Annotated in this window: 23 protein-coding genes and 1 pseudogene; 7 read left to right on the top strand and 17 right to left on the bottom strand. The window is 69.6% G+C overall.

Features of this window, described 5'->3' with window-relative positions:
* Positions 1–3: 3 nt before the first annotated feature.
* The 8 genes and pseudogenes from ACJ8AN_RS33930 to ACJ8AN_RS33895 form a co-directional block, all read right to left on the bottom strand.
* Positions 4–423, bottom strand: a complete 420-nt coding sequence (locus ACJ8AN_RS33930; RefSeq protein WP_407759702.1) for a hypothetical protein — start codon at positions 421–423, stop codon at positions 4–6.
* Positions 424–505: 82 nt separating this feature from the next.
* On the bottom strand, positions 506–1,123 hold the full coding sequence (locus ACJ8AN_RS33925; protein WP_407759701.1) for a hypothetical protein: 618 nt from the start codon (positions 1,121–1,123) through the stop codon (positions 506–508).
* An 82-nt stretch (positions 1,124–1,205) separates the two neighbouring features.
* Positions 1,206–1,496, bottom strand: a complete 291-nt coding sequence (locus tag ACJ8AN_RS33920) for a cation:proton antiporter (protein WP_407759700.1) — start codon at positions 1,494–1,496, stop codon at positions 1,206–1,208.
* Positions 1,493–1,783: a monovalent cation/H+ antiporter complex subunit F gene (locus ACJ8AN_RS33915; protein ID WP_407759699.1), complete on the bottom strand. Its 291-nt coding sequence runs from the start codon at positions 1,781–1,783 to the stop codon at positions 1,493–1,495. Before ACJ8AN_RS33915 ends, ACJ8AN_RS33920 begins: the two co-directional genes overlap by 4 nt.
* Positions 1,780–2,319: a Na+/H+ antiporter subunit E gene (locus tag ACJ8AN_RS33910; protein WP_407759698.1), complete on the bottom strand. Its 540-nt coding sequence runs from the start codon at positions 2,317–2,319 to the stop codon at positions 1,780–1,782. The genes ACJ8AN_RS33915 and ACJ8AN_RS33910 overlap by 4 nt, the downstream gene beginning before the upstream one ends.
* A 94-nt stretch (positions 2,320–2,413) precedes the next feature.
* Positions 2,414–3,757 carry a cytochrome P450 gene (locus tag ACJ8AN_RS33905; RefSeq protein WP_407759697.1) on the bottom strand — a complete coding sequence of 448 codons (1,344 nt, stop codon included), beginning with the start codon at positions 3,755–3,757 and terminating at the stop codon, positions 2,414–2,416.
* A 103-nt stretch (positions 3,758–3,860) separates the two neighbouring features.
* Positions 3,861–4,772, bottom strand: a pseudogene (locus ACJ8AN_RS33900) (endonuclease/exonuclease/phosphatase family protein); the annotation flags it as partial.
* A 142-nt stretch (positions 4,773–4,914) separates the two neighbouring features.
* Complete coding sequence (locus ACJ8AN_RS33895; protein ID WP_407759696.1) at positions 4,915–6,072, bottom strand: TIGR03118 family protein; 1,158 nt, start codon at positions 6,070–6,072, stop codon at positions 4,915–4,917.
* 189 nt (positions 6,073–6,261) lie between these two features.
* Between ACJ8AN_RS33895 and ACJ8AN_RS33890 the strand changes: the two genes are divergently transcribed.
* From ACJ8AN_RS33890 to ACJ8AN_RS33870, 5 genes are all read left to right on the top strand, one after another.
* Complete coding sequence (locus ACJ8AN_RS33890) at positions 6,262–8,877, top strand: TonB-dependent receptor domain-containing protein (RefSeq protein ID WP_407759695.1); 2,616 nt, start codon at positions 6,262–6,264, stop codon at positions 8,875–8,877.
* Complete coding sequence (locus ACJ8AN_RS33885; protein ID WP_407759694.1) at positions 8,877–10,112, top strand: hypothetical protein; 1,236 nt, start codon at positions 8,877–8,879, stop codon at positions 10,110–10,112. The genes ACJ8AN_RS33890 and ACJ8AN_RS33885 overlap by 1 nt, the downstream gene beginning before the upstream one ends.
* Positions 10,113–10,359: 247 nt before the next feature.
* On the top strand, positions 10,360–11,781 hold the full coding sequence (locus tag ACJ8AN_RS33880) for an MEDS domain-containing protein (protein ID WP_407759693.1): 1,422 nt from the start codon (positions 10,360–10,362) through the stop codon (positions 11,779–11,781).
* A 174-nt stretch (positions 11,782–11,955) separates the two neighbouring features.
* Positions 11,956–12,330: a DUF4398 domain-containing protein gene (locus ACJ8AN_RS33875; protein WP_407759692.1), complete on the top strand. Its 375-nt coding sequence runs from the start codon at positions 11,956–11,958 to the stop codon at positions 12,328–12,330.
* Between the two features lie 48 nt (positions 12,331–12,378).
* Entirely contained in the window at positions 12,379–13,632 is a 1,254-nt protein-coding gene (locus ACJ8AN_RS33870) for an OmpA family protein (RefSeq protein WP_407759691.1), read from the top strand.
* A gap of 21 nt (positions 13,633–13,653) precedes the next feature.
* On the opposite strand, the gene ACJ8AN_RS33865 is transcribed toward ACJ8AN_RS33870, so the two are convergent.
* From ACJ8AN_RS33865 to ACJ8AN_RS33835, 7 genes are all read right to left on the bottom strand, one after another.
* Positions 13,654–14,730, bottom strand: coding sequence for a Gfo/Idh/MocA family protein (locus ACJ8AN_RS33865; protein WP_407759690.1), 1,077 nt, complete (start codon positions 14,728–14,730; stop codon positions 13,654–13,656).
* A 115-nt stretch (positions 14,731–14,845) separates the two neighbouring features.
* Entirely contained in the window at positions 14,846–16,036 is a 1,191-nt protein-coding gene (locus tag ACJ8AN_RS33860; protein WP_407759689.1) for a BMP family protein, read from the bottom strand.
* Positions 16,037–16,068: 32 nt separating this feature from the next.
* Positions 16,069–16,998 (bottom strand): ROK family protein, encoded by a 930-nt coding sequence (locus ACJ8AN_RS33855; RefSeq protein WP_407759688.1) that lies wholly within the window; start codon positions 16,996–16,998, stop codon positions 16,069–16,071.
* A gap of 21 nt (positions 16,999–17,019) precedes the next feature.
* Positions 17,020–17,574, bottom strand: coding sequence for an NADPH-dependent FMN reductase (locus ACJ8AN_RS33850; protein ID WP_407759687.1), 555 nt, complete (start codon positions 17,572–17,574; stop codon positions 17,020–17,022).
* 18 nt (positions 17,575–17,592) lie between these two features.
* On the bottom strand, positions 17,593–18,963 hold the full coding sequence (locus ACJ8AN_RS33845; protein ID WP_407759686.1) for a phosphomannomutase/phosphoglucomutase: 1,371 nt from the start codon (positions 18,961–18,963) through the stop codon (positions 17,593–17,595).
* A gap of 192 nt (positions 18,964–19,155) precedes the next feature.
* Positions 19,156–20,313 carry an LOG family protein gene (locus tag ACJ8AN_RS33840; RefSeq protein WP_407759685.1) on the bottom strand — a complete coding sequence of 386 codons (1,158 nt, stop codon included), beginning with the start codon at positions 20,311–20,313 and terminating at the stop codon, positions 19,156–19,158.
* A 41-nt stretch (positions 20,314–20,354) separates the two neighbouring features.
* Entirely contained in the window at positions 20,355–20,921 is a 567-nt protein-coding gene (locus ACJ8AN_RS33835) for a Uma2 family endonuclease (RefSeq protein WP_407759741.1), read from the bottom strand.
* 204 nt (positions 20,922–21,125) lie between these two features.
* Here ACJ8AN_RS33835 and ACJ8AN_RS33830 point away from each other — a divergent pair, with 204 nt between their 5' ends.
* Together ACJ8AN_RS33830 and ACJ8AN_RS33825 are read left to right on the top strand one after the other, a co-directional pair.
* Positions 21,126–21,986, top strand: a complete 861-nt coding sequence (locus tag ACJ8AN_RS33830) for a DUF2381 family protein (RefSeq protein WP_407759684.1) — start codon at positions 21,126–21,128, stop codon at positions 21,984–21,986.
* Positions 21,983–22,798 (top strand): hypothetical protein, encoded by an 816-nt coding sequence (locus ACJ8AN_RS33825; RefSeq protein WP_407759683.1) that lies wholly within the window; start codon positions 21,983–21,985, stop codon positions 22,796–22,798. The genes ACJ8AN_RS33830 and ACJ8AN_RS33825 overlap by 4 nt, the downstream gene beginning before the upstream one ends.
* A gap of 156 nt (positions 22,799–22,954) precedes the next feature.
* Here ACJ8AN_RS33825 and ACJ8AN_RS33820 read toward each other — a convergent pair whose 3' ends face one another.
* Both ACJ8AN_RS33820 and ACJ8AN_RS33815 read right to left on the bottom strand, forming a co-directional pair.
* Positions 22,955–23,539 (bottom strand): hypothetical protein, encoded by a 585-nt coding sequence (locus tag ACJ8AN_RS33820; RefSeq protein WP_407759682.1) that lies wholly within the window; start codon positions 23,537–23,539, stop codon positions 22,955–22,957.
* Positions 23,536–23,796, bottom strand: a complete 261-nt coding sequence (locus ACJ8AN_RS33815) for a hypothetical protein (protein WP_407759681.1) — start codon at positions 23,794–23,796, stop codon at positions 23,536–23,538. The genes ACJ8AN_RS33820 and ACJ8AN_RS33815 overlap by 4 nt, the downstream gene beginning before the upstream one ends.
* Positions 23,797–23,865: the final 69 nt, after the last annotated feature.

Below are 23,865 nucleotides of genomic sequence, written 5' to 3'. Positions count from 1 at the left end.
CGCTCAGGCCACCGCCGGCTTGCCGCTCGGCGCCAGGTGCACGGTGAGGTTCTGCGCGCCCGTGAGGCCCAGGAACGTCTCCGCGCCGCCCTTGCCGCCCGGCTCGAAGGTGATGACCTGCTCGCGCGAGCCGAACTTCGCCTTCACCGTCAGCTTGTTGCCGCCCGCGGTGTACGTGGCCTCCGACGAGCGCGAGCCATTGAGGCCAACCTCGGCCTTGCCGTCCTCGTGCAGCTTGAGCGTGAGCGACAGCTCGCCCTTGTAGAAGACCGTGTCGATCTTCCCCTTGAAGGCGGCCTGGGTGGGGCCAATGTCGATGAACTCACCGCTGCCCACGTTCACGAAGAAGACGACCTGCGCGAGGATGCTCAGCGGGGTGCCCGCCGCGGTGCCACGTCCGATGAAGTTACGGAAGTCGACCATGTTCTCCCTGCCCGATGTCGAGGTGGACGCATCGTAGCAGCGCGGGCGGGAACGGGGCTGAACACCTGGGACGCCACCGCGCTCAGTTGCTCTTCTGGCCGTTGCCCAGCACCACGGTGCGCGGCCGGGTGAAGTCGGCCACCGAGACGCCCGGGATGTAGTTCATCGTGGTGTTGACGAGCATCAGCGACATCAGCGCCGCCTTCTCGCCGAGCGGCCGCTCCATCAGCGGCGCCGGGAAGGACACCTGCACCACGTCCACGGGGCCCCCGCAGATGCGCCGGCCCATGTAGCCCTCCCCCTCCCGGTGCAGGGCGTAGCCGCAGCCGCCCACGCTGCCGTAGAGCCACTCGCCGGCCAGGATGAGGTCCACCGGCATGCCGCCAAAGGAGCCCGACAGCCGGGTGTCATCGCCCTCGGCGAGCTCCATCTTCGTCTCGTACGCGCCCACCGCGCCCGTGAGACGCTGGAAGTTCCACTCCAGCGACACCGGCGCGTCGCGGTAGCGGCCGTGCATGCCGCTGTCGGAGATGACGAGCGAGGACGACGGGCCGGTGATGGCCGAGCCCCGCACCAGCAGCGGCTCTCCCGCGGGCTCTCCCAGGGACAACGCCGGCTCCCCGGCCCGGCTGTTGGCCTGAGAACCCGCGCACCCCACTCCGAGCAGCATGAGACCCGACATCACAAGCAGACGCGACATGACAGCCCCCTGTGGATTGACAGTACGTCCCAGGGAACGACCGGCAACTGGATGGCATATCGGCCGCTTGGTTTTCGCCGCGTCAGCGCCGCCGCTCGTTACGCACCGCGCCGCGCGCCGCGAGCTGTCCCCCGGTGGCACCGGCCACCCACACGAGCCCCCAGACGAACAACAGCTTGAGGGCGAGGAAGACGGAGCTCGCGCGCAGCAGCAGCCCCATCACCGTGAGCCCCATGCCAGCGGAGGCCAACTTGGACACGGCGTGCAGCCGGCTGAGCGCATCGGGAAAGCGCACCAGCGCCACCGCGCCCACGGCGAAGAAGCACGCGCCCAGCACCACCAGCAGGACGGAGAGCAACTGCAACGGGCTCATCGCGCACGCTCCCGGGCGGCCGCGGTCCGGGGACGCGAGGCGAACGAGGACAGGGCCACCGCGCCGAGCACCGCGAGCACGAGCGCCACGTCGTCCAGCAGCGGCACCTTCGCGGCCACCGCCGCCAGCAGCAGCAGCGCCAGGAACAGCACCCCGCACAGGCCGAGCGCCAGCATCCGGTCCACCGGCGTGGCCGCGCCCACCACCACCCCCAGCACCCCCATCAAGGTGAGGAACAGGAACACCGCGGCTCCGGCATCGATGCGGCTCACCTCGAAGTGACTCATGGCAGCCCTCGCGGCGGTGGGGGAAGCCCGAAGACGCGCGCCACCCGCGCCTCCAGGTCTCGCAACCGCGCGAGCGCGGCGGCCCTCGACTTGGGACTCACGTCCAACAGGTGCAGGGTGAGCGTGTCGCCCTCCTCCTCCACCGCGAGCGTGCCGGGCACGAGGCTCACCACGCTGGTGAGGAAGAAGCGCGCCGGGCCCCTCGGCAACCGGCTGCGCGCCTGGAGGCGGCCCGGAGACAGGGGCAACTGGGGTTGCAGCGCGCGCCGGGCCACGTCGAGCCCGCCTTCCAGGGCGCGCCACACACAAAAGGGAAGGAAGCGTAGCAGGGCCAGCGGGCGCGGACGCACGCGGCCGGGGGGCTCGAGCACCAGACTGCCCCACGCCGCCAGCGGCAGCGCCAGCAGCCCCAGGGCGAGTCCCCGGGGGTTGCCCTCGACGAGGGTGGCCCACAACACGGACAGCACGGCCAGGCGCACGGCCAGCGCCGCGGCGCGGCCTCCCAGGGGTAGACGGGTTGCGCGAGCGCTCGACATGGAACGGCGCCTCGGTGGGGGTAGAGGGTATGAGTCGGTATTGGACGCAGGCGCGGCCATCGCCCCCGAGTGAGGGGGCTCCGTCCACTGCCCGTCAGTGCCTCGCGCGCAGCCGCACCTTCACCCCGTGCTTGGGGCGCAGGGTGATGGACGCCAACAGCTCCACCTCGTCGCCGGGCACCCGCTCGAAACGGAAGCGCTGGGCCACCATGGCCAGCACCAGCCGCGACTCCATCAACGCGAAGCTCGAGCCGATGCACAGCCTCGGGCCTCCGCCGAAGGGGAACCACGCGAAACGCGGCAGGCGCTGCTCCAACCCTCCCGCCCAGCGCTCGGGACGGAAGGCCTCCGGCTCCTCGAACAGACGCGCGTCCCGGTGCACCGTCCACGGGTTCATCACCACCATCGCCCCCGCGGGGACCCTCCAACCGGCGATTTCATCCTCATCCAGCGCCTCGCGGCTGATCGACCACGCGGGCGGATAGAGCCGCAGCGACTCCTTCACCACGGACTCGGTGTAGTGCAGCGCGGACAGGTCCTCCACCGTGGGCTCCCGCCCTCCCAGCACCGCGTCCAGCTCCCGGTGCAGCGCCGCCTCGGCCTCCGGGTGGCTCGCCAGCAGGTGGAAGCAGAAGGCCAGGTTGATGGACGTGGTCTCGTGCCCCGCGAGCGCCAGCGTCAGCACCTCGTCGCGAATCCGCTCGTCGCTCATCCGGCTCCCGTCCTCGTACCGGGCCTCGAGCAGCAGCGACAGCAGGTCTCCCGTGTCTCCACCCACCTCGCGCCGCCGCCGCACCAGCCCGGAGACGAACGCATCCAGCCTCGCCACCGCCGCCCGGTAACGGCGGGCCGACGGCGTGGGTACCCAGTCGGGGAGCACCAGCGACTGCAACTTCGTGAAGTGCTCCATCACCTGCCCGAGCGCCGGCCCCACCACTCCCCCCTCGCCCTCCAGCTCCAGGCCGAACAGGCTCTGGATGACGATGCCGAGCGTGAGCCGCGTCATGTCCGCGTACAGGTCGCGGACCTCGCCGTCCTTCCAGGACGCGAGCTGGCGCCGGGCCTGATCCACCATCACCCGCGAGTAGGCGGCGAGGCGCTGGCGGTGGAAGGCCGGCTGCATGAGCCGGCGCTGGTGCAACCAGTCCTCGCCTTCGCTGGTGAGCAGGCCGTTGCCCAGCAGGCGACCTCCCAGCAGCCGGCGCTGCACCCGGTCCTTGATGTAATGCTGATGACGGGTGACCAGGACATGCTCGATGTCCTCGGGGCGTTGCAGCGTGAACGTGGGCTGGCCCAGGAACTCGACGTACACCACGTCGCCGTACTCGCGGACACACCGCTCGAGGAAGCCGAGCGGGTCCTTCGCGTAGTAGTACACGGACCCGAGCACGGGCAGGGCCCGGGGTCCGGGAGGATGCGGGGCGCTCGCGGGGCTCATGTCCCCAGGGTGGGTGCCAGCGCGGCCCGGGGCAAGGGGAGCGCTCCGGCCACGAGCGCCCGGCCCGAGGCTCCCCTGCCCTCACGTCCAGGTGCTACTGCGCCGGGATGACGAAGTCCTTGATGACGGCCATGTGCTGCATGTTGGTGGCGCCGCTGTCGGTGCTCAGCGCCGGGGAAATCTCGGAGATGGGCGAGTACACGCGCGTGTCCGCCACCAGGCCCGCGCTGAACGAGCTGCCGCCGATGACCGTGGCCACCTGGTAGGGGCGCAGGTCCGGGTCCACCAGCACATGGTCATAGGGGCTGGCGCGGCTGGCGTTGGTGTTGGTGTTGCCGTTGCGGTCCGCCGGGTAGGGGCTCGCCGTGGTCACCACCTGCGAGAAGGTGGTGAGGCAGGCCTCGGTGCGGCTGCCGGTGTTGAAGTCACCGCCGATGACCAGGTAGTCGCCGGTGGGGATGTTGGCCTTGATGAGGTTGACTAGGTTGGTGGCCTCGGTGTTGCGCGTGGTGCTGCTCGAGGTGAGCAGGTGCACGCTCACCACCCAGAGGTCCTTGGGGCCCGGCACGTCGATGCGCGCCCACGCGAAGTCCCGGTTGGTCACCTGCGTGTCGTCCCACTCGCCCGAGGCGATGATGGGGTAGCGGCTGATGATGCCGTTGGGAATCTGCGCTCCGCCCTCGCGGTAGTAGGAGAAGCTCGTGCCGAAGGCGGTGTTGACGAAGTTGCGGATGGCCGTCGCCGAGTTGTCCCCGTAGTTGAACTCCTGGATCATCACCACGTCGGGCTTGATGCCCTTGAAGATGCGGATGCCCTCGCCCGGGTCGTAGCTCTGCAGGTTGCCGCTGGTGATATTGGCGGCCATCAGACGCAGCGGCGCGGTGAGCGCAGCCTCGGTGGTGACGGTCTCGAGGCCCTGCTCGGGCCCGGCGTCCGTGTCCACGCCGCAAGCGGCGAGCGAGAGGGTGAAGAGGGAGAACAGCAGCTTGGAGCCAAAGTGCGTCTTCTTCGTCATGGGGGGGCTCATCGTGTCCATCCAGTCCGCGGGATTGCGGAGGGATGGAAAGGCTACGCGCACCGCCTGACAAGCCAAAGCCGTGTGTCATTTGCTTGGGGCCGCACGGATGAGCAATCCGGCGGCCCCTCGCGCGCGCGGCTCAGTTGGCGTCGGAAGCGGGCTCGGGCTCCGGAGCGAAGCCGTGGCAGTCGCGACGCACCGCATCGAGACGGCCGTACAGGCCATGCTCCTCGTCCTCAGGGCCCGCCGTGAAGAACAGCGTGTCGGTGGGCTGGTTCTGCACGCCATTGCCGAAGCTCAGGCCCCACAGGCCATCGATGCGCACCGGCGAGCCATCGGGACGCTCCAGCCGGCCCTCGCAGTGGCCGTTCTGCGGATCGTAGACGTTGATGATGCCGTCACCGAAGTTGCCCACCAGGAGCTTGTTGCCGAACTTCCCGAAGCTCGCGGGCGCCAGGGCCAGGCCCCAGGGCGCGTTCAGCTTGCCGCGCGAGACGAGCCGCTTCACCAGCCGCCCATTGGTGTCGAAGATGTCGACGTAGCCGAGCCCCTTGCCGGCGACGTCGTCCTCGCGGTCCGCGTCCTGCTTCGCGTAGGTGACGTAGAGGCTGCCGTTGATGTTCTGGATGCCGAAGGGCGCGAAGCCCCTGGGAATGAACGGGTCCTCGAACGAGCCCGGGAGCGAGACGGGCGCGAAGGTGTTGTCGAAGACGTCGATCTTCCCGTTGTGGAAGTCCGTCGCGTACAGCAGGAGCCTCGTGCCATCGCCCGAGAACGCCAGGCCCTTGTAGATGGCCTCGGAGCGGGAGTTGTCCGCGACGGTGATGGCATGGGTGAAGTCGATGGCCGGAAACCAGCCGGCGATCGTCCCGTTCTCGGTCGCGAAGATGAAGATGGCGTTACCGGTGACCCCGTCCCGCGTCATGACGAACTGGTTGGAGCCGTTGAAGATGATGCCGGTGGGCTTGCCCAGGCCCGTGTCTCCCGGAGCCGACGGGATGGACACGACGAGCGAATTGGGAACGCCGTTGCCGTCATAGAGCGTCGAGACGCCCATCTTGTTGTCGGAGACCCACACGAGGCCAAACGGGTTGAAGGCGATACCCCAGGCATTGACCAGATTTGGATCCACGTGCTCGGCCATCCCCGCCCTGTCGGAGACGAGGTTGCGCTGCGCGTAGGCATTGGGCTGCTTGCACGAGTTCTCGGCGAAGCCGGCCGCGGGCACCAGGGAAGCGGCGAGCGCCAGCGCCAGCGCATGGCTCCGCCACGTCCCGAATTGGAATGAAGTCTTCATCTGTCCCCCCTCCCATGGCCACCAGGAGGGCGGCCACGTTGGACGGGAACCTGGGGGTATCCACGAGGGACGGCAACCCACCCTGGTGGCCGCGCCTCACCCGGAAATGCCTCCCGCCCCACCCGCCGGGGAGGGCAGGCGGGGGGGCATCCCTCCCGCAGCCGTGTTGCGATATGTCTGGGCCACGCCATGCCGCACCGTGCCGCCGTCCTGTTCCTCGTCCTGCTCCTCGCCGTGCCCGCCGGAGCCCAGGACGCCCCCGCCCCGGGCACGCCCACCGGCGTCCTCACGAAGCCGCCCGCGCTCCTGAAACAGGTGGAGGCGAGCTTCCCCCCGGAGGCCCAGGCCCAGGGGCTGGCCGGCACGGTGGTGATGGAGGTGGACATTGGCCCGGACGGGAGGGTGATGGACGCGCGGGTGGTGCAGCCCGCGGGGCACGGCTTCGACGAGGCCGCGCTGGAGGCGGTGCGCCAGTTCGAGTTCTCCCCGGCGGAGGTGGACGGCCAGCCCGCGCCGGTGCGCATCCAGTACGCCTACGAGTTCCTCTACCGGCCGCAGGTGGTGGAGGCCCCGCCCGCGCCGAAGGAGGAGGTGGTGAACTTCTCCGGCACGCTGCTCGAGCGGGGCACGCGCAACCCGCTGGCCGGGGCCACCGTGGTGGTGGACGCCGGGGGAGAGGTGCGCGAGGCCACGTCCGGCGCGGACGGGCGCTTCGAGCTGAAGGGAGTCCCCCCGGGCAGCTGGCCAGTGGTGGTGACGGGCCAGGACTACAACCGCTACGAGGTGACGGAGACGTTCACCGAGGGCCAGCGCACCGAGGTGACGTACCACGTGCGGCGCAAGCAGTACGGGGGCATGGAGACGGTGGTGCGCGGCAAGGCCGAGCGCAAGGAGGTGGCCCAGGTCTCGCTGCGCCAGGAGGAGGTGAAGCTGATTCCGGGCACGCAGGGTGACGCGCTGAAGGTGGTGCAGAACCTGCCGGGCGTGGCGCGCTCGCCCTTCGGCATCGGCCTGCTGGTGGTGCGCGGCGGCAAGCCGTGGGACACGCGCGTGTACGTGGACGAGGAGCTCGTCCCCCTGCTCTTCCACTTCGGCGGGCTGTACGCCACCTTCAACTCCAACCTCCTGGAGGACATCGCCTTCCAGCCCGGCAACTTCGGCGCCGAGCACGGCCGCAGCATCGGCGGCATGGTGCGCGCCGCCACCCGCACCCCCTCGAAGGCGGGCATCCACGGCTACGTGGACATCAATGTCATCGACACCTCGCTGCTCGTGGAGGGCCCGCTCGGTGACGACTGGTCCTTCGCGGCCGCCGGGCGCCGCAGCTACGTGGACGTGGTGCTGCCCTGGGCCCTGCGCACCTTCGTCCCCGAGGCCAATGCCCTCAACTTCACCGTCGCCCCGCGCTACTTCGACTACCAGCTCAAGCTCGAGCGCCACCCCAAGGGCAGCCGCGAGCGGCTCTCGCTCACCCTCTTCGGCAGCGATGACGAGCTGTCGCTCGTGCTCTCCAACCCCGCCTTCGACTCCGAGGGCCGCGGCAACATCGACACGCTCCAGGCCTACCACCGGCTCGCCTTCCGCTGGGACAAGCCGCTCGGGCCGAACCTCACCATGCTCACCCGCGCGAGCATCGGCGTGGACCGCAACGACCTCGGGGCGGGCGCGGACATCTACGTGCGCTCCACGCAGTTCCCCGTCTCGCTGCGCCATGGGTACTCGCTGGAGCTGCCCGAGCAGAAGCTCCAGGTGAACGCGGGCCTGGACGTGCTCGTCGTCCCCTTCATCCAGGAGGTGCAGGCGCCTCCGCCCTTCAAGCTGAACCAGCTTCCGGACCCCTTCGTGTCCCGGCGGCTGCTGCGCGAGGACGCCACGCGCGTGCCCTGGGAGCCGGCCGCGTACCTGGAGGCGGTGTGGCAGCCGCTGCCGGGCCTGAAGGTGGTACCGGGCCTGCGCGCGGACTACGAGTCCACGCTGCGGCGCACGTGGGTGGATCCGCGGCTCGCGGCCTTCTGGCAGCTGGGCGAGCGCACCACGCTCAAGGCCGCCGCGGGCCTCTACCACCAGCCTCCCGACTACCGGCGGGGCCTCCTGTCGCCCACCTTCGGCAATCCCAACCTGCTGCCCGAGGGCGCCCGGCACTACGCGGTGGGCGTGGAGCGGCAATTCACCGACGCGCTCAGCCTCGATGTGCAGGTCTATTACAAGGACCTCTTCGACCAGGCCGAGTCGGTGCCCGCGAGCTCCAATCCGGACGCGGACGCGTCGCTGCCCTTGTACGCGAGCACCGGCAAGGGGCGCGGCTACGGCGTGGAGCTGCTGCTGCGCCACCAGCTCACGAAGAACTTCTTCGGGTGGATCGCCTATTCGCTGTCGCGCACGGAGTACCTCGACTCGGGCACGGGGAAGATGCGGCACGGACCGTTGGACCAGCCGCACAACCTGGTGGCGGTGGCCAGCTACAAGCTGCCCCATGACTTCATCGCGGGCGTGCGGCTGCGCTACTCGAGCGGCCCGCTGGACACGCCCATCCAGGGCGCCATCTACGACGCCAACGCCAACTACTACTTCCCGCTCGCCTCCGAGCCCTTCAGCCGCCGGCTGCCCGCCTTCTTCCAGACGGACGTGCGGCTCGACAAGCGCTTCGTCTACGACAACTGGATGCTGGCCCTCTACGTGGACGTGCAGAACGTCACCAACCGCCAGAACGTGGAGGGCACGTTGAACAACTTCGACTACACGCAGGAGCGTTTCCTCTACGGCCTGCCCATCATCCCGGCCCTTGGCGTGCGGGGGGAGTTCTGATGCGACGGCATACGTTGATGGCCCTCATGATGGCCCTCGTGGGGCTCGTGCTGCTGAGCGCCTGCGACGAGGAATTCAAGCCGGAGACGGAAGTGGCCGGCCTGCGCGTGCTCGGCCTGCGCGCCAGCCCCGCCGAGCTGGCCCCGGGACAGACCGCGGCCCTCTCCGCCCTGGTGGTGGACCCGGCGCGCCCGGGACAGAAGAACACCCTGCTGTGGATCGGCTGCGATCCCGATCCGCTCGGCCTGGGACGCAGCGCGTGCTCGGACACGAGCGTGCTGGGAGACCCCACGAAGCTGGTGCCCGCCGGCGACGAGACGCCGCAGCTGCCGCCCGGGGTGAGCGTCATCGGCTTCAACGAGCAGGCGGCGTACACGGTGCCAGCGGACCTCTTCGCGCAGCTCGCGGCGACCGACGCGCGCCGGAAGACGGGCACGGTGGGCCAGGTGCTGCTGTTCGCCATTGGCGCCGAGGTGAATCCGCTCGCGCCCCGCGAGGAATTGGACGCCCTCCTCGACAAGGTGCGCAGCCGCGAGATTCCGAGCGTCATCACGCTCTTCCGCCTGCGCGTGAGCGAGGACCTGCCCCCGAATACGAATCCGGAGCTGGGGGAGCTGCTCGTAAACGGTGAGCCGCTCGCGCCCGGAGCCACGCTGCGGCTGGCGAGCGACAAGCCGACGCCGCTGGAGCTGACGGCACCGGACCCGGCCTTCGAGACGTACACCCAGGTGGCGCCGGACGGCACGGTGGAGACGAAGACGGAGCAGCTCATCTCGGCGTGGTACTCGACCTCGGGGCGCTTCGAGCCCGAGCGGGTGGTGCTGCGCACGGGGACGCCGCTGGAGTTCCGGCCGCCGGATGGGACGAAGCTCCAGCCCTTCCCGGAGAACCGCGGGGGCACGCTCTGGACGGTGGTGCGGGACACGCGCGGCGCGCAGAGCTGGAAGGAGGTGCCCTTCTACCTGTGCGACGAGCGCCTGCCCGCTCCGAAGGTGACCTCCATCGAGACGCAGTCCGAGGGACTCGTGGTGCTTCACGGAGAGAACCTGTCGAGCGTGCTGGACGTGGTCGTCGGAGGCCGCGCGCTGGAGCGGGGTGCGTACTCTCCTGTACGCGGCACATACGAGGCGCTGCTGCCGACGGGGACGCCCTCGGGCGAGTACGAGGTGGTCGTGCGAGGCAAGCACTGCCGCGACGAGACGCTGGCCCAGCGGTACACCGTGCCCGAGTCCTGAGCGTCCTGACTCTCAGTCCACTCACCTCTCACCCGCGGCCCCAACGAGCAAGCTCGAGTCCCCCGAGGATTCTCCGCTGTCGTGTGTTCAAGACCCGCTGACCGCCTGCCCCATCAGGGCAGCGCGGTACGAGCACCTGGGTGTTGAGTGGCCCTCACCGAACTCCATACTCCACGGGCAAATACACCGGCCTTCCGCGCACGGTGTATCACGGGGTGCCCGCGTCTCTCACGCTAGAGGACTCTTCGTGCACGCTACAGCTCTGACTCCTAGCGGAATCCCCGCGATTGGCGACATCCCCTGGGGAAGCCACTTCTGCAACTTCTACTCGACCGCGGAGGACCTGGCCGACTCGCTCGTGCCGTTCTTCAAGGCCGGCCTCGAGCACAACGAGCAGTGCATGTGGGTGACCTCCGAGCCCTTCTGCGTGGAGGATGCCACGGCCGCGCTGCGCACCGCGGTGCCCCGGTTGGAGCAGTACATCCAGAAGGGGAGCATCGAGATCATCGACCACCGCGAGTGGTACCAGCGCTCCGGCGGCAAGACCGACGCGAGCGAGGTGCTCCAGCGATGGATCGACCGCAAGGCCCAGGCCATGACCCGGGGCCGCACCGGGCTGCGCCTCACGGGCAACACCTTCTGGCTCGAGCTGCGGGATTGGAAGAACTTCGCCGACTACGAAGAGCGGGTGAACCACACCTTCCATCAGCATGAGATCGTCGCCCTGTGCAGCTACTGCCTGGAGCGCTGCGAGCCGGTGGGCATCCTCGACGTGGTGCGCAACCACCAGTTCGCCGTCGCCCGGCGCGAGGGACGGTGGGAGGTGCTGGAGAGTGCCTCGCTGAAGATCGCCAAGCAGGAGCTGCGCCGGCTCAACCAGGAGCTCGAGCAGCGCGTGCGCGAGCGCACCGCCGCGCTCGAGGCCGCGCTCCTGGAGCGGCAGCGCGCCGAGCAGGAGGCACTCGCCGCGGTGCGCGCCCGGGACGAGTTCCTCTCCATGGCGTCGCATGAGTTCAGGACGCCGCTCACCTCGCTCAAGCTGCAGCTCGGCCTGGTGAAGACGGCGCTGCCCCAGACCCGGGACGAGGCGCTGAACCAGCGGCTGATGCCCAAGCTCCAGACCATGGAGCGGCAGCTGCAGCGGCTCAACGCGCTCACCGGCAGCCTGTTGGACGTGACCTCCATGGACAATGGGCGGCTGCACCTGGACTTCCAGTGGGTGGACCTGGAGGCGCTCCTGAGCGACGCGGTGGAGCGGCTCGGGCCGGACCTGCTGCGCTCGGGCAGCGAGGTGCGGGTGACGGTGGAGGGGGAGACGCGCGGGTGGTGGGATGCCCTGCGGGTGGATCAGATCGTCGTCAACCTGCTGTCCAATGCCATCAAGTTCGGGCAGGGCAAGCCCCTCGAGCTCCGGCTCCAGCGGAGCGGGGACGAGGTGCTGCTCTCGGTGAAGGACCAGGGCATCGGCATCACCCCCGAGGCGCGGGCGCGGTTGTTCCGCAAGTACGAGCGCGCGGTGCCCACGCAGCACTACGGCGGCCTGGGCCTGGGGCTCTACATCAGCCGCACGCTCGCGGAGGCCATGGGCGGCACCATCGAGGTGGACTCCCAGCCGGGCCTGGGCTCCACCTTCACCGTCTCGCTCCCCTACGAGCCGGAGCTCGGCTAGCAACGACCGCCGGTCTCCGCTCGTGCGCTCTCCCCGCTCGTCCTCCAGGCAGGCGGGCGAAGCGCCTCGCTTGAAGCTCTGTACCCCAGTGCACATCTCCTGAGGCGTTGACGGCTGCGCATGGGGGTGGCGGATCCACTCCCGCCCGCGGCCCGTTCGGGGGAGCAACGAGCGATGCGTAAGGGAATCGTGGGCGCGGGGTTGCTGCTGGGGCTGGCCGGCTGCGCGGGAGGACCGCAAGTCGTCGTGCCGCCCGAGCAGCTCGTGAACTCGGAGGTCACCATCCGCCGGGCCGAGGAGGCCGGGGCCCAACAGGTGCCGGACGCGGCGCAGCACCTGCAATGGGCCCGCGAGCAGACGCACCAGGCCCGCGCGCTGCTCGAGAGGAACCAGCGGGACCAGGCCGCCCTCTACCTCCAGCGCGCCGAGGCGGACGCTGAGCTGGCCCTCGCCCTCGCGCGCGAGGCCCCCGCACGGGCCGAGGCCGATCGGGTGCTGCAGCAGGTCCAGCAGCTCCAGCAGAACCCCAACACGAACACGGTGCAGTAGCCACCACACGCAACGCGCGTCGAGCGCTCGATGCCGGAGGAGAAGGTCATGCGGGGATGGAAGCGTCTGACGTGGGGAGTGCTCGGGGCCGCCGTGGCCGCGGGCTGCGCGGCCAGCACACCGCGCGAGCTGTTGGATGCGCGCTATGCCTATCAGCGGGCCTCCTCGGGTCCCGCGGCGCAGTACAGCCCGGACGTGCTCGCCGAGGCACGTGAGGCCCTCAACGCCGCCAACCACTCCTTCGAGCGCGAGCGGGACTCGGAGCACACGCGCACGCTGGCGTACGTGGCGCTGCGCAAGGCGCAGCTCGCCGAGTCTCTCACCCGGTCCGCCGTCGCCGAGCAGGAACGGCAGCAAGCCGAGCAGCAGCTCGCCATGGTGCAGTCCTCCGAGTCCGAGCACATGCGGCAGGAGCTCGACAAGGCGCGCGCGGAGCTCGCCGAGGCCCAGCGCCTGCGCACGGAGGCGGAGCAGCATCAGGCCCAGCTCGCCCAGCAGCAGCAGAAGGCCGCCCAGCAACAGGCGGCGCAGCAGCAGGCCGAGCAGGCCCGTCATGAGGAGGAGGCCCGCCAGGCCCAGCTCAACGAGGCCCAGGCGCGCATGGATCAGCTCAACGCGCAGCTCGAGCAGGAGCGCCAGGCCCGCCTCCAGGCCGAGCAACGCGCCGCCCAGGCCGAGGCCGAGGCTCGCGCCCAGGCCGAGGTGGCCAATGAGCTGCGCAACATCCGGCAGCTCAAGGTGACGGAGGAGCCGCGCGGACTGGTGCTCACGCTCTCGGGGAGCGTGCTCTTCCGCTCGGGCAGCGCGGACCTGCTGCCGTCGGCGAAGCGGCGCCTCAACGAGGTGGCCGAGGCCCTGAAGAAGACGCAGAGCCCGCTCGTCATCGAAGGCCACACGGACAGCCAGGGCCCCGCGGAGCTCAACGAGGAGCTCTCCTACCAGCGCGCCGAGTCCGTCCGGGACTACCTCGCCGAACAGGGCGTGGACAGCTCGCGCGTCCGCACCGAGGGCCGCGGCGAGGACCAGCCCGTCGCCTCCAACAAGAGCCCCGAGGGCCGCGCGAACAACCGCCGCGTGGAGATCGTCATCGAGCGCGGCATCGGCGGCGGCGGCCAGCAGCAGCAGCAGGACGGCGATACGGGCGGCACGGGTCCGCAGCAGCAACAGCAGCAGCAACAGCAGCAGCAACAGCAGCAGCAACAGCAGCAGCCTCCCAAGGCGCCCGCGCCCGCGCAGCCTCCGCCGCCGTCGCAGCCCGGGCAGGGCCCCGGAGCGATGCCCGCGCCCCTGCCGACTCCGTAGCGCGCCCGCACCGGGCGGAGGTCAGAGCTCGACCCAGCGGCGCTCCTCATGGGAGCGCCGTGCCGCGTCCAGCACGAGCTGATTGCGCCACCCGTCCTCGAAGGTGGCCGCGCCCTCCACGGACGTGCGCCCGTCGCGCAGGGCCTCCACCAGGGCCCGGGCGAAGAGCAGGAAGCCCCGGGCCCATTCGTTGTCCGGCAGCCCGGCCGGGAGCGCCTCCAGCGCGGGCAACTCCACCGGCTCCCACGTCCGCGAGCCCACCGCCGAGCGCCAGAGCCGATGGCGCTCGACGCGCAGCGCGCCCCGGGCGCCAAAGACTTCCACCAGGTGCACGGGCTCGCCCGCCTCCACCGAGGACAGCTCCACGGTGGCGGTGACGTCCGGCGCGAAGCGCAGCAGCACGGTGGCCTCCTCGTCCGCCGTGACGGGCCGCGAGACTCCACTGCCCTCCTCCACCCGCTTCGCCGTGTGCGCCTTCAGTGAGCCCAGCACCTCCGAGGGCTCGCGCCCGAGCAGGAACCGCAGCGCATCCACCGCGTGCGAGCCGAGCGCCCCCAGCACGCCCCCGCCCTGGCTGGCATCGGACCACCAGTCCCAGGGCCTCGAGGAGGGCGCGCGGTTGTCACTGCGATACGCCACGCGCGCATGCCGCGGGGCCCCGAGCTCGCCCCGCAGGATGAGCTCCCGGGCCCGCTGCCGCGCGGGCAGGAAACGCAGCTCGTGGTCGAGCAGCGCGAGCACCCCGCGCGCACGGGCCTCGATGAACATGGCCTCGGCCTCGGCGGCATCCAGGGCGGTGGGCTTCTCGCACAGCACCGCCTTGCCCGCCGCGAGCGCCTCCAGGGCCATCTGCCGGTGCAGGGCGGGCGGCGTCGAGATGCACACGAGGTCCACGCCCGGGTGGGCCAGCACCTCGCGCCAGTCCGCGGTGGCGTGGGGAATGCCGAGCTCGCGAGCCACGGTGGCGGCCTTCTCCCGGTGCGCGCTGGCGATGCAGAGGACTTCCACGCCCGGACAGGCGCGGAGCGCGGGCACCTGCGTCGAGCGGGCGAAACCCGCGCCGATGAAGCCCACTCCGACACGCACCTCGCGAGTCATTCGCGTCCTCCCGAGTCTGGCTCATCCCCCCGGAACCTGAAGGCTTCCGCCGGAAATGAAAAGGCCCCGCCGCCTCGGGGGCAGCGGGGCCGATCACTACCGACCAGAACGGGTGTTACGGCCTGGCCGGAGCGGCGGTCTGTGTGGGGCTCGTGGGCACCTGAATCTCCCCGGAGATGACCTTGGCGCGCAGCTCCTCGACCTTCTGGAGGGCCTCGGCCTTGCCCGGGAAGTCCACGCGCACGGGGGCGTAGGCGACGCCGCCCTCCTTCAGGCCCAGCATCATGTCCCCGCCCGTGAACTTGCCCTCGGCCAGGTCACGCACGGCCTCGTAGACGCCCAGGTCCACGCGCTTGAGCATGGAGGTGAGCACCGCCTCGGGAGCCAGGTGCGACTGGTCCGAGTCCACGCCGATGACGAACACGGGCTTGCCCGCGGCGCGCGCCTCCTTCACCGCCTGGATGACGCCCAGGCCGTCCGAGCCGGCCGCGTGGTAGACGACGTCCGCGCCCTTCGCCACCAGGTCCTGGCCCACCTGCTTGCCGGCGGACACGTTGTCGAAGCTGCCCGTGTAGTTCACCAGCACGGTGGCCTTGGGGTGGGTGGCGGCCACGCCCGCGCGGAAGCCCGCCTCGAACTTCTTGATGAGGGGCACCTCCATGCCGCCCACGAAGCCCACCTTGTTCGTCTTCGTCGTCAGGCCAGCCAGCGCGCCTACCAGGAAGCTGCCCTGCTCCTCGCGGAACATGACGGTGCGCACGTTGGGCAGCGTGTAGGGCTTGCCGTCCGCGGACACCAGCTGGCTGTCGATGAGCAGGAACTTCGCGTCCGGATTGCGCCTGGCCACCGTCTCCACGGCGTTCTCGAGCATGAAGCCCACGCCCACCGCCATGCTCACGCCCTGGTCCACCAGCAGCTGCAGGTTGGGCTCGTAGTCCTCGGGCACCTTGCTCTGCAGCACCACGGGGGTGATGGCCACCGGGGCGATGTCGTGCGAGGCCAGGTCCGGCGGGAGCGACGCCTTCAGCTCCTCGGGGGGGGCGTTCTTGTAGCTACCGCTCTCCAGCTTCTTGCCCGCGCCCCACAGCTCCAGGCCTCGCAGCGCCGAGTCGTTGAAGGACTGGTCTCCCCGGCCGCCCACGTCCGTCACCAGGCCCACCTTCAGCGCCTTCTGCTTCGGAGCGGCGGCCTGGGTGGCCTCCGCGGCAGTGGCCTCCGGCTTCGTCTCCTCCTGCTTCTTGCAGGCGGACACGAGCACCAGGGCGGACAGCAGGGACAGTCGCAGCAGATGGCGGGCAGAGCGCATGGCGCGGCGCTTAGCAGAGCCCGCGCGCCCCCTCAAGCCAGGAGGGCCGCGCCGATGAGTCCGCTGTCGTCGCCCAGCTCGGCGTCGGTGATGATCAACCCCTCGCGCGAGGTGGTGGAGGCATACGCCTGCACACCCTCGAGCACGCGCCGGTGCATGCCCGGGCAGTGCGCCAGCACGCCGCCGCCCAGAATCAGCCGCGCCGGGTTGAGCACCGTCACCTGGTTGGCGATGGCGATGGCCAGCATGAGGCTGGCGCGCTCGTAGATTTCACGTGCCTCGGCATCGCCCGCTTCCGCCGCCTGCTCCAGCGTCACCGGCGACACCCGGGCCGGGTCTCCGCCCGTCAGCTCCATCAGCACGTGCGAGCGGCCCGTGGCCAGCAGCTCGCGCGTCTGCGCGATGAGGTTGTGCCCGCCCGCGTACGCCTCCAGGCAGCCCAGCTCACCGCAGCCGCAGCGGCGCCCGTTGGGCACCACCTTGATGTGGCCCAGCTCGCCCGCCACGCCGCCACCGCCATGCACCAGCCTGCTGCCGGCGATGATGGCGCTGCCCACGCCCGAGCCCACGAACACCGTGTACATGTCCTGGGCACCGCGCCCCGCTCCGGCGTTGAGCTCGCCCCAGGCCGCGGCCGACAGGTCGTTCACCACCTTCACGCCATAGCCGAGCCGCGTGCGGAGCAGCTCCCCCAGCGGCACGTTGCGCCAGCCGAGGTTGGGCGCCACCGCCAGCACGCCCGAGTCCCCATGAATCTGTCCGGCCGCGCCCACGCCGCAGGCGCTCACGGGCGTGCCCGCCGCGTCCACGGCCGCCTTGGCCGCATGGGCGATGGACTCCACCACGGCCGAGGGGCTGCGCTCACCGAGCGCCATCTTCGCCGAGGCGACAATCTTTCCCTGCGCATCCACCACCGCCGCGCGGGCGAAGGTGCCTCCCAGGTCGATTCCGAGCGTGGGCATCCGAGTCCTCCAGTCGGGCAATCAGCCCTTGAGCCGGGTGACGAGCGTCGTCACGAGCGCCGCCACTTCCTTGCGCCGCGCCTCGTCCTTGAGGCTCCCATCCGCGTTGAAGGCCTCCATGGCGCGAGGCATGTGCACCTGGGCGGGCAGCACGTGCACCCCCACCTGAGCCAGCACCTGGCGCAGGTGCGGCTGCATGCGCGCGGTGCCGAACACGCCCGGCGAGGCCCCCATCACCGCCGCCCACTTCTCCTGGAAGAGGCGCTCGGGCGGACGCGACACCCAGTCGATGAGGTTCTTCAACCCGCCCGGGATGGACGAGTTGTACTCGGGGCTGGCGATGAGCAGGCCGTTGGCGCGCCCCAGCCTGTCGCGCAGCTCCTTCACCAGCGGCGGCCATCCCTTGGCCTCCACATCCTGGTCGTAGAGGGGCAGCTGCCCGAGCGACTTCGGCTCCACGACGTCGACCTCGGCGCCCTGCGAGCGCGCCTCGGCCACCGCGAGATCCAACAGCTTCTTGTTGAAACCCCCCGAGCGGAGGCTGCCGCACAGGGCCAGGATGTAGGGAGTTGCCATGGTGGCCTCCTGTCTAGCTCAGGTACCGACCTCGCGCTGCATCTTCGCCACCGTGCCCTCGATGAGCTGACGGATCTCCTCCAGCCGCTCGGGGGTGCGGGCCTCGAAGCGCAGCACCAGGATGGGCTGGGTGTTGGAGGCGCGGATGAGGCCCCAGCCGTCCGGGAACGTCACGCGCACGCCGTCCACGTCCACCAGCGCGTGGCCCGCCTGGCGCAGCCACTCGGTGGCGCGCCGGACGATTTCGAACTTCTTCTCCTCCACCGTGTCCACGCGCAGCTCGGGCGAGGCGTACGTCTTGGGCACGTCCGCGAGCAGCCCGGACAGCGTCTCCTTCTCGTGGGTGAGGATCTCGAGCAGGCGCGCCGAGGAGTAGATGGCGTCGTCGAAGCCGAAGTAGCGGTTCTTGAAGAAGATGTGGCCGCTCATCTCGCCGGCCAGCTCCGCCTGCTCCTCCTTCATCTTCGCCTTGATGAGCGAGTGGCCCGCCTTCCACATCACCGGCTTGCCGCCCTTCTGCGCGATGTCGTCGTAGAGCGTGTAGGAGCACTTCACCTCGCCCACGATGGCCGCGCCCGGGCTCTCCTTCAGCACGTAGCGGCTGAAGAGGATCATGATCTGATCGCCCCAGAGGATGTTGCCCTGGTCGTCCACCACGCCGATGCGGTCGCTGTCGCCGTCATAGGCGATGCCCACCTCGGCCTTCTCGCGCTTCACCGCCGCGATGAGGTCCTGCATGTTCTCCACCACCGTGGGGTCCGGGTGGTGGTTGGGGAAGCGCGCGTCCATGTCACAGAAGAGCGGGACGACGTCGAAGCCCATGCTCTCGAAGAGCGGCACGGCCACCGCGCCGCCGGTGCCGTTGCCCGCGTCGATGACGATCTTCATCCCCTTGCGGCCCACCTTCACCGTCTGACGGACGAAGTGGTAGTAGGGCGTGTGGATGTCGAAGGGGCTGACGGTGCCCGGGGTGGCGGCCTGCTCGAAGTCGCGCGCCTCGATGAGCTTGCGCAGCGCTTGAATCTCATGGCCGTGGAAGGTCGTCTTGCCCGCGCCAATCTTGAAGCCGTTGTACTCGGGCGGGTTGTGGCTGCCCGTGATCATCGCCAGGCCGTCCACCGGCAGGGTGTTGGCGGCGAAGTAGGTCAGCGGCGTGGGGACCACGCCCACGTCGAGCACGTTGAGACCGGTGGAGGTGAGGCCACGGCAGAGGGCGTCGCGGAAGCGCGTGGAGGACTCGCGGCAGTCGCGGCCGACCACGATGGAGCGTCCACCCTTGCGCCGCACCACGGTGCCGAGTCCCTTGCCCAGCAGTTCCACCACCTCGACGGTGAGGTCCTTGTCCACCAGGCCACGGATGTCGTACTCGCGGAAGATATGCGCGTTCATGAGGCTGTTTCCTGAAGCCCTCGAGGGGGGCGGGTTCGAGGGCGGCGCACTGTACACAAGCGCGGACCGGGGGGGTATCCAAGTAGGGGCGGCTCAGGCCCTGGGCGTTTCGGCTCCTATCAGCCCGGGCGATGGAGGGCCCCTCCGCCCGGCTGCACGGCGGGTGTAAACGGCCGGGACGCCGAGGAAATCTCAGCGCGAGGCCGGGGGTACCTGCTCGCGGTCATAGTCCACGAGCGCCCGGACGATGTGCTCCCGCGAATCGGTGAGCAGCAGGTAGCGCGCGTACTCGTGTCCCCGGGCGAGCTGCTCCAGGAGCGGAAAGACGGGCCGCGTGCGCGTCCAGAACTCCTGGCCCAGGAAGATCATCGGGCTGACCACGCCCACGGTCTTGTAGTGGTTCTGGCAGGCGTCCTGGAAGATTTCCTGCACGGTGCCCGCGCTGCCCGGGGAGTAGATGACACCGCCCTTCGCGATGGTGAGCAGGCCGTCCTCGCGCACGCTGTTGGCGAAGTACTTGGCGAGGTGCGTGGCGAAGGGGTTGGGCGGCTCGTGGCCATAGTGCCAGGTGGGAATGCCGAGGCTCTCGCTCACCACGCGGTCCGCGTCCCTCAGGGGCCAGGTGGCACGCACCTCGAAGGCGCGCGAGAGCCACTCCCGGTCCTTGTAGCTCGGCGCCCGGGCGAGGACCTCGAGCGCGGCGGACAGCTCCGCCTCGGAGCGCCCGGCGAACCAGGCCCCCACGTGCGTGGCCTCCATGGCGCCCGGCCCGCCACCGCTCACCAGGAAGAAGCCGAGCCGCGCCAGCTCCCGGGCCAGCTCCGCCACGGAGCGGTAGTCGGGCTGCCCCCGGAGCATCGAGTGGCCGCCCATGATGGCCACCACCTTGCGCGGCCGGCCCTGGCTCTGGAGGGCGAGCACCTCCTCCATGGCATCGGTGATGGCGTGGTCATGGAGCCGCTGCGCCAGCGTGTCGAGCAGGACGGGCGGATGGGCCCCGCCTCGCGAGTGCCAGTGGGCGTAGATGCGGGCGTCGGGCGTGTCCGCGTAGCTCTCGGGGTGCGCGGGGTCGAAGCCCGCGTAGAGCTCCTCCGGCGTGTAGAGGCTCCCCCGGTAGGACGAGTAGGGCAGCCCCGAGAAGGGCGGGAAGACCAGGGCCCCCTGCGCGAGCACGGCCTGGAGCGCCTCCTTCTCGAGCACGCAGCCCAGGAAGACGGTGCCGGTGAGGTCCGCGCTGCGCAGCGTGCGCGTCTGTCCCGTCAGGTCCAGCCCCTGGAGGATGACGTTGGCGAGGCTCCTACCGCTCGACAGGTGCTGCTCGAATGCCGTGAGGCTCTCGATCTCGACCAAACGGACCTCCGGAAGGGACAGGGGCCGACGAAGGTATCAAGTCAGCGCTCCCAGAGGGGTCCCAGTTCCAGGGCGAGGGACTCGAACGGCTCGGCGTGGACGGTGGCGTCTCCCAGGTGCGCACCCAGCCGCAACCAGCCGCCCTCCTCCAGCCGGTACACCTCCAGTGTCCGCGAGCCCGGATCCACGAGCCACAGATGCCGCACCCCCTCGCGGGCGTACGAGCCCATCTTCCGGACACGATCCAGCGCCTCCGTGGAGGGCGACAACACCTCGCATACCCAGTCGGGAGCGAGCGTCAGCGCGGGGACATCCGGCAGCTCGGGCATCCGCTCGCGCCTCCACCCGGCCAGATCCGGTATCAGCGCCTCGTTCCCCAGGTGCAGCTCGGGCTCGAAGAGGAGCACCCAACCCCCAGGCCCCTGCCCTGCCGGGTTCCGGTCGAAGGACCCCAGCGCATTGCACAGCCGGTAGGCGGCCCGGGCATGCACCGTTCTGGGCCGCGGGCTCACGTACAGCTCGCCTCCGACGATCTCCCCGACGAAGTTGGAGGGAACCCGCTCCAGGTCTTCGTACGTGGCTTCGCGTGGCGGCGGCTTGTCGCTCATGCCTCCAGGATGCAGTCCCGCCCCCGTCGTCGCAACCTGCTCGCCCCACTGCCCATGGAGGTGCTCGCTCATGAGCCCAGCATGCACTTGACCTCTGACATCCTGCCGGGTGACCTTACGGCTCCGGTTGGCCGTTCTCGCTCCGTGCCATGGCCAGCGGGCTGGAGGTTTCGACCCATGCTTTCAAGCGCGCTGTCTCTCGCGTTGACGCTCCTCTCCGCAGCTCCGGCGACGGCTGTCGCGAGCGCCCCGGAGCAGCAGGTCCGCTCCGTCTCGATGCCCTCTGACGGGGAGCCCGTCGATGTGCTGGTGGGGGTGTTCGTCGAGCAGGTCGCGTACAACACCACCACGGCCGTGGTCTTGCCGGCTTCGGTCAAGAGTGTCGAAGCGGATGCGGACGCACTGGTGAAGCCGGAGATGAGCGAGCGGGAAGGAGATGGATGGGGGAATCGTCTCCGGGTGGCCGCTCTTCGCCCGGTGGTGACGGGCCCCGGGTTGGACGTGCGCATCACACTCGCGGACGAGGCCCGCGTCACCTTGCGGCTCGTCACCCGCCCCAACATCCGGGACATCGTGCTGAACATCCGGGAACGCCCGGCCATCGGGCCCGAGGACAGTGCACGCCTCGCTCGAGAGCGGCTGTTCCGTCCCCTGTCGTTGGGGGCGCTCGTTTCCGACAAGACCCGGCTCATCGCCGAGCGAGGCTCCGAGGCGGTCATCAATCGGACCCCGGGCCATGGTTCCTCGTTCAAGCAGACCAGCCTGCTCTCGGTTTCCTTTGTCGAGGTCGTTCACGACGCGGGAATCTCGTACACCACCTTGCGCATCGCGAATCGCTCGGATTCCGACTGGCCGGTCGACCTGGAGCGAATCAACCTGGTGGATTCAGCGGGCGGCAAGGTGCGGCTCATCTCTCGTGCATCCGAGCGCGCGGTGATTCCCCAGGGGAAGAATTCACGCATTGTCCTGGCCTATGAGACGCCTGCGTCCGCCTCCGAGCTCCTGGCCACTGTGAACGAGCCCGGGACGGACCTTCCCAGTTTGCTGGTGACGGTGATTCCATGACCCCACGGCTCGTCCACGTGGTCCTCACGCTCGTCCTGGCCGCTGGCACCGAGGAGTATCGGAAGAACGACCCGCCACGGGCCCACGCCCGAGCAACCCGTGGCAGCGTGACGGACACAGCGAATCCTCGCAAAAGCCAGAAGGGAAAGGTCATGAACGAATCGATGAAGCCCCCATCACGTCGCTCCCCTGAGTGTAGTGGCCTGTCGAGAGTCCTGGTGGCCATGACCGGAACCTGCCTGATCGCCGGTTGCGCGGGTGTTCGCGTGCTCCCGGATGGGACAGCGGCCTGCTCTCCAGAAGCCATCGCTGAAACCCAGCGCATGCACATCCCTCAGACCTCCTATTTCTCCGTGGAGGTCCTCGGGTTGCCTGGAAGCGTCGGCGATGTGGCCCTCATCCAAGAAGGTCCCATCGAGGTACGTCTCACGAGCCCTGTCCACGACTACGTTCCCTTCGAAATCGCCAACTCTCCGCTCTGCACTGATCATCCAGCGAACTGGGTCGTTCCCTCAGACTGCAAGGGGAAGACACTCGTCACCGACACGGCGCTGCTATACGGAGAGGCCAGTTTCAAGGATGACCGCGTCCAGATCCGTCTCCACCAGCTGCGGGATCTCGGGAGGATCGGCCCGTTCTGCGGTGTCATCGCGCAGCGACGCTCGCTCTCGATGGTAGGGCTGCAGAAGAATCCACCCGAGGCGTTGAGGATGCTGGGACTCGAGCAGCCGCCACCAGGAACCGTGGCCGTCTGGTCCGACGCCGAAGTGCTGATCGTCGAGGATGAATCGCAGAAGCCCAAGCTGGAATGAGGAGCCTCCCCCACCGGGCTACCTCCCTGGTGTGGAGGCCCCGGAGGGGGTCAGTGGGACCCGAGGCCTCTCGGCCCCCGGTCGATGACGAGCACCCCGCTCCCGAGTGATTCGACGTCGCGGATGTGGAGGAACTGGCCGGGGATACCAAAAGACTCAGATCGCACGAGTCACCTCGGCCCGTGCGCGAGCCAGTAACACTCCGACTCCCAGTCGCTCGGCCCAGGTATCCATGTACCGCGTGTCGAGCTGCTCTCCCGACACGCGAAGGATCTGGACGATGTCGCGCCACTGCGTGGTGGAGACCTCTCCGCCTTGCTGGAACCACAGCAGCTTGCGAAGCACCGAGTCCTCGGGACTCTTGACGTATAGAGCCCTGCCGTCCGGGGTCAGCACCATGCGGTGACGTCGCGAGAACTCACTTTGGTCGAAGGGACTCGTACGCAGCACGAAGAGGTCCACCTTGATGAGCGTCGGCAGGTGGTAGATGTTCCAGGAGCTTTTGCGAGCAGCCGCTTCCTTCAGCGACTCCACGTCGACGTCGAAATCTCCGCCAAGGACCCGCGTCAGTGGCTCTACCTGGGAGGGGTGGAGGTCCACCACGAAGTCGATGTCGTTGGTGGACCTCGGCTCGCCCTGCAACGAGCTGGCCAGGCTGCCTCCAAGAAAGTAGCCGATACCTCCCTGCTCGAATGCTTCGGCGCATTGCAGGGCAATCAGGAGGACACGAGGCAGACTCATGGCACCAGGGCCGGGTGATTGCCAAAGAGGCGGCATGCCACCAGCCGGCCATAGAGGAGCTCAGCGAGCCGTACCCTCACCTCCAGCTCGTCTGCCTCCGGGTGGCGCTGCCGGATGCCCAACAACGCCAGATGGCGCACCGCATCCGTCAGCTCTCCGGCCTGACGCAGCCGCTCCGCAGGCGGCTGGGCGCGCAGCAACTCGACATACCGGGCGAGTTGCCGTGGATCGGTGTCCTGGTACATGCCACCGAACATAGCGCACCCATCTCTAACGGACATCGCCTTGTCGAGGGAGCAGGCTCCAGGCGGGGCATCAGGCGGCCC

It is taken from the genome of Archangium sp. (assembly GCF_045802675.1).
In the GTDB taxonomy this organism is placed as follows: Bacteria; Myxococcota; Myxococcia; order Myxococcales; family Myxococcaceae; genus Archangium.
This window is presented reverse-complemented; position numbering and strand designations above follow the sequence as displayed.

What these genes read in the sequence shown, in the direction of transcription:
- ACJ8AN_RS33930 (WP_407759702.1), bottom strand. Translation starts at nt 423, where the DNA reads ATGGTCGACTTCCGTAACTTCATCGGACGTGGCACCGCGGCGGGCACC.
- ACJ8AN_RS33925 (WP_407759701.1), bottom strand. Translation starts at nt 1,123, where the DNA reads ATGTCGCGTCTGCTTGTGATGTCGGGTCTCATGCTGCTCGGAGTGGGG.
- ACJ8AN_RS33920 (WP_407759700.1), bottom strand. Translation starts at nt 1,496, where the DNA reads ATGAGCCCGTTGCAGTTGCTCTCCGTCCTGCTGGTGGTGCTGGGCGCG.
- ACJ8AN_RS33915 (WP_407759699.1), bottom strand. Translation starts at nt 1,783, where the DNA reads ATGAGTCACTTCGAGGTGAGCCGCATCGATGCCGGAGCCGCGGTGTTC.
- ACJ8AN_RS33910 (WP_407759698.1), bottom strand. Translation starts at nt 2,319, where the DNA reads ATGTCGAGCGCTCGCGCAACCCGTCTACCCCTGGGAGGCCGCGCCGCG.
- ACJ8AN_RS33905 (WP_407759697.1), bottom strand. Translation starts at nt 3,757, where the DNA reads ATGAGCCCCGCGAGCGCCCCGCATCCTCCCGGACCCCGGGCCCTGCCC.
- ACJ8AN_RS33895 (WP_407759696.1), bottom strand. Translation starts at nt 6,072, where the DNA reads ATGAAGACTTCATTCCAATTCGGGACGTGGCGGAGCCATGCGCTGGCG.
- ACJ8AN_RS33890 (WP_407759695.1), top strand. Translation starts at nt 6,262, where the DNA reads ATGCCGCACCGTGCCGCCGTCCTGTTCCTCGTCCTGCTCCTCGCCGTG.
- ACJ8AN_RS33885 (WP_407759694.1), top strand. Translation starts at nt 8,877, where the DNA reads ATGCGACGGCATACGTTGATGGCCCTCATGATGGCCCTCGTGGGGCTC.
- ACJ8AN_RS33875 (WP_407759692.1), top strand. Translation starts at nt 11,956, where the DNA reads ATGCGTAAGGGAATCGTGGGCGCGGGGTTGCTGCTGGGGCTGGCCGGC.
- ACJ8AN_RS33870 (WP_407759691.1), top strand. Translation starts at nt 12,379, where the DNA reads ATGCGGGGATGGAAGCGTCTGACGTGGGGAGTGCTCGGGGCCGCCGTG.
- ACJ8AN_RS33865 (WP_407759690.1), bottom strand. Translation starts at nt 14,730, where the DNA reads ATGACTCGCGAGGTGCGTGTCGGAGTGGGCTTCATCGGCGCGGGTTTC.
- ACJ8AN_RS33860 (WP_407759689.1), bottom strand. Translation starts at nt 16,036, where the DNA reads ATGCGCTCTGCCCGCCATCTGCTGCGACTGTCCCTGCTGTCCGCCCTG.
- ACJ8AN_RS33855 (WP_407759688.1), bottom strand. Translation starts at nt 16,998, where the DNA reads ATGCCCACGCTCGGAATCGACCTGGGAGGCACCTTCGCCCGCGCGGCG.
- ACJ8AN_RS33850 (WP_407759687.1), bottom strand. Translation starts at nt 17,574, where the DNA reads ATGGCAACTCCCTACATCCTGGCCCTGTGCGGCAGCCTCCGCTCGGGG.
- ACJ8AN_RS33845 (WP_407759686.1), bottom strand. Translation starts at nt 18,963, where the DNA reads ATGAACGCGCATATCTTCCGCGAGTACGACATCCGTGGCCTGGTGGAC.
- ACJ8AN_RS33835 (WP_407759741.1), bottom strand. Translation starts at nt 20,921, where the DNA reads ATGAGCGACAAGCCGCCGCCACGCGAAGCCACGTACGAAGACCTGGAG.
- ACJ8AN_RS33825 (WP_407759683.1), top strand. Translation starts at nt 21,983, where the DNA reads ATGACCCCACGGCTCGTCCACGTGGTCCTCACGCTCGTCCTGGCCGCT.
- ACJ8AN_RS33820 (WP_407759682.1), bottom strand. Translation starts at nt 23,539, where the DNA reads ATGAGTCTGCCTCGTGTCCTCCTGATTGCCCTGCAATGCGCCGAAGCA.
- ACJ8AN_RS33815 (WP_407759681.1), bottom strand. Translation starts at nt 23,796, where the DNA reads ATGTTCGGTGGCATGTACCAGGACACCGATCCACGGCAACTCGCCCGG.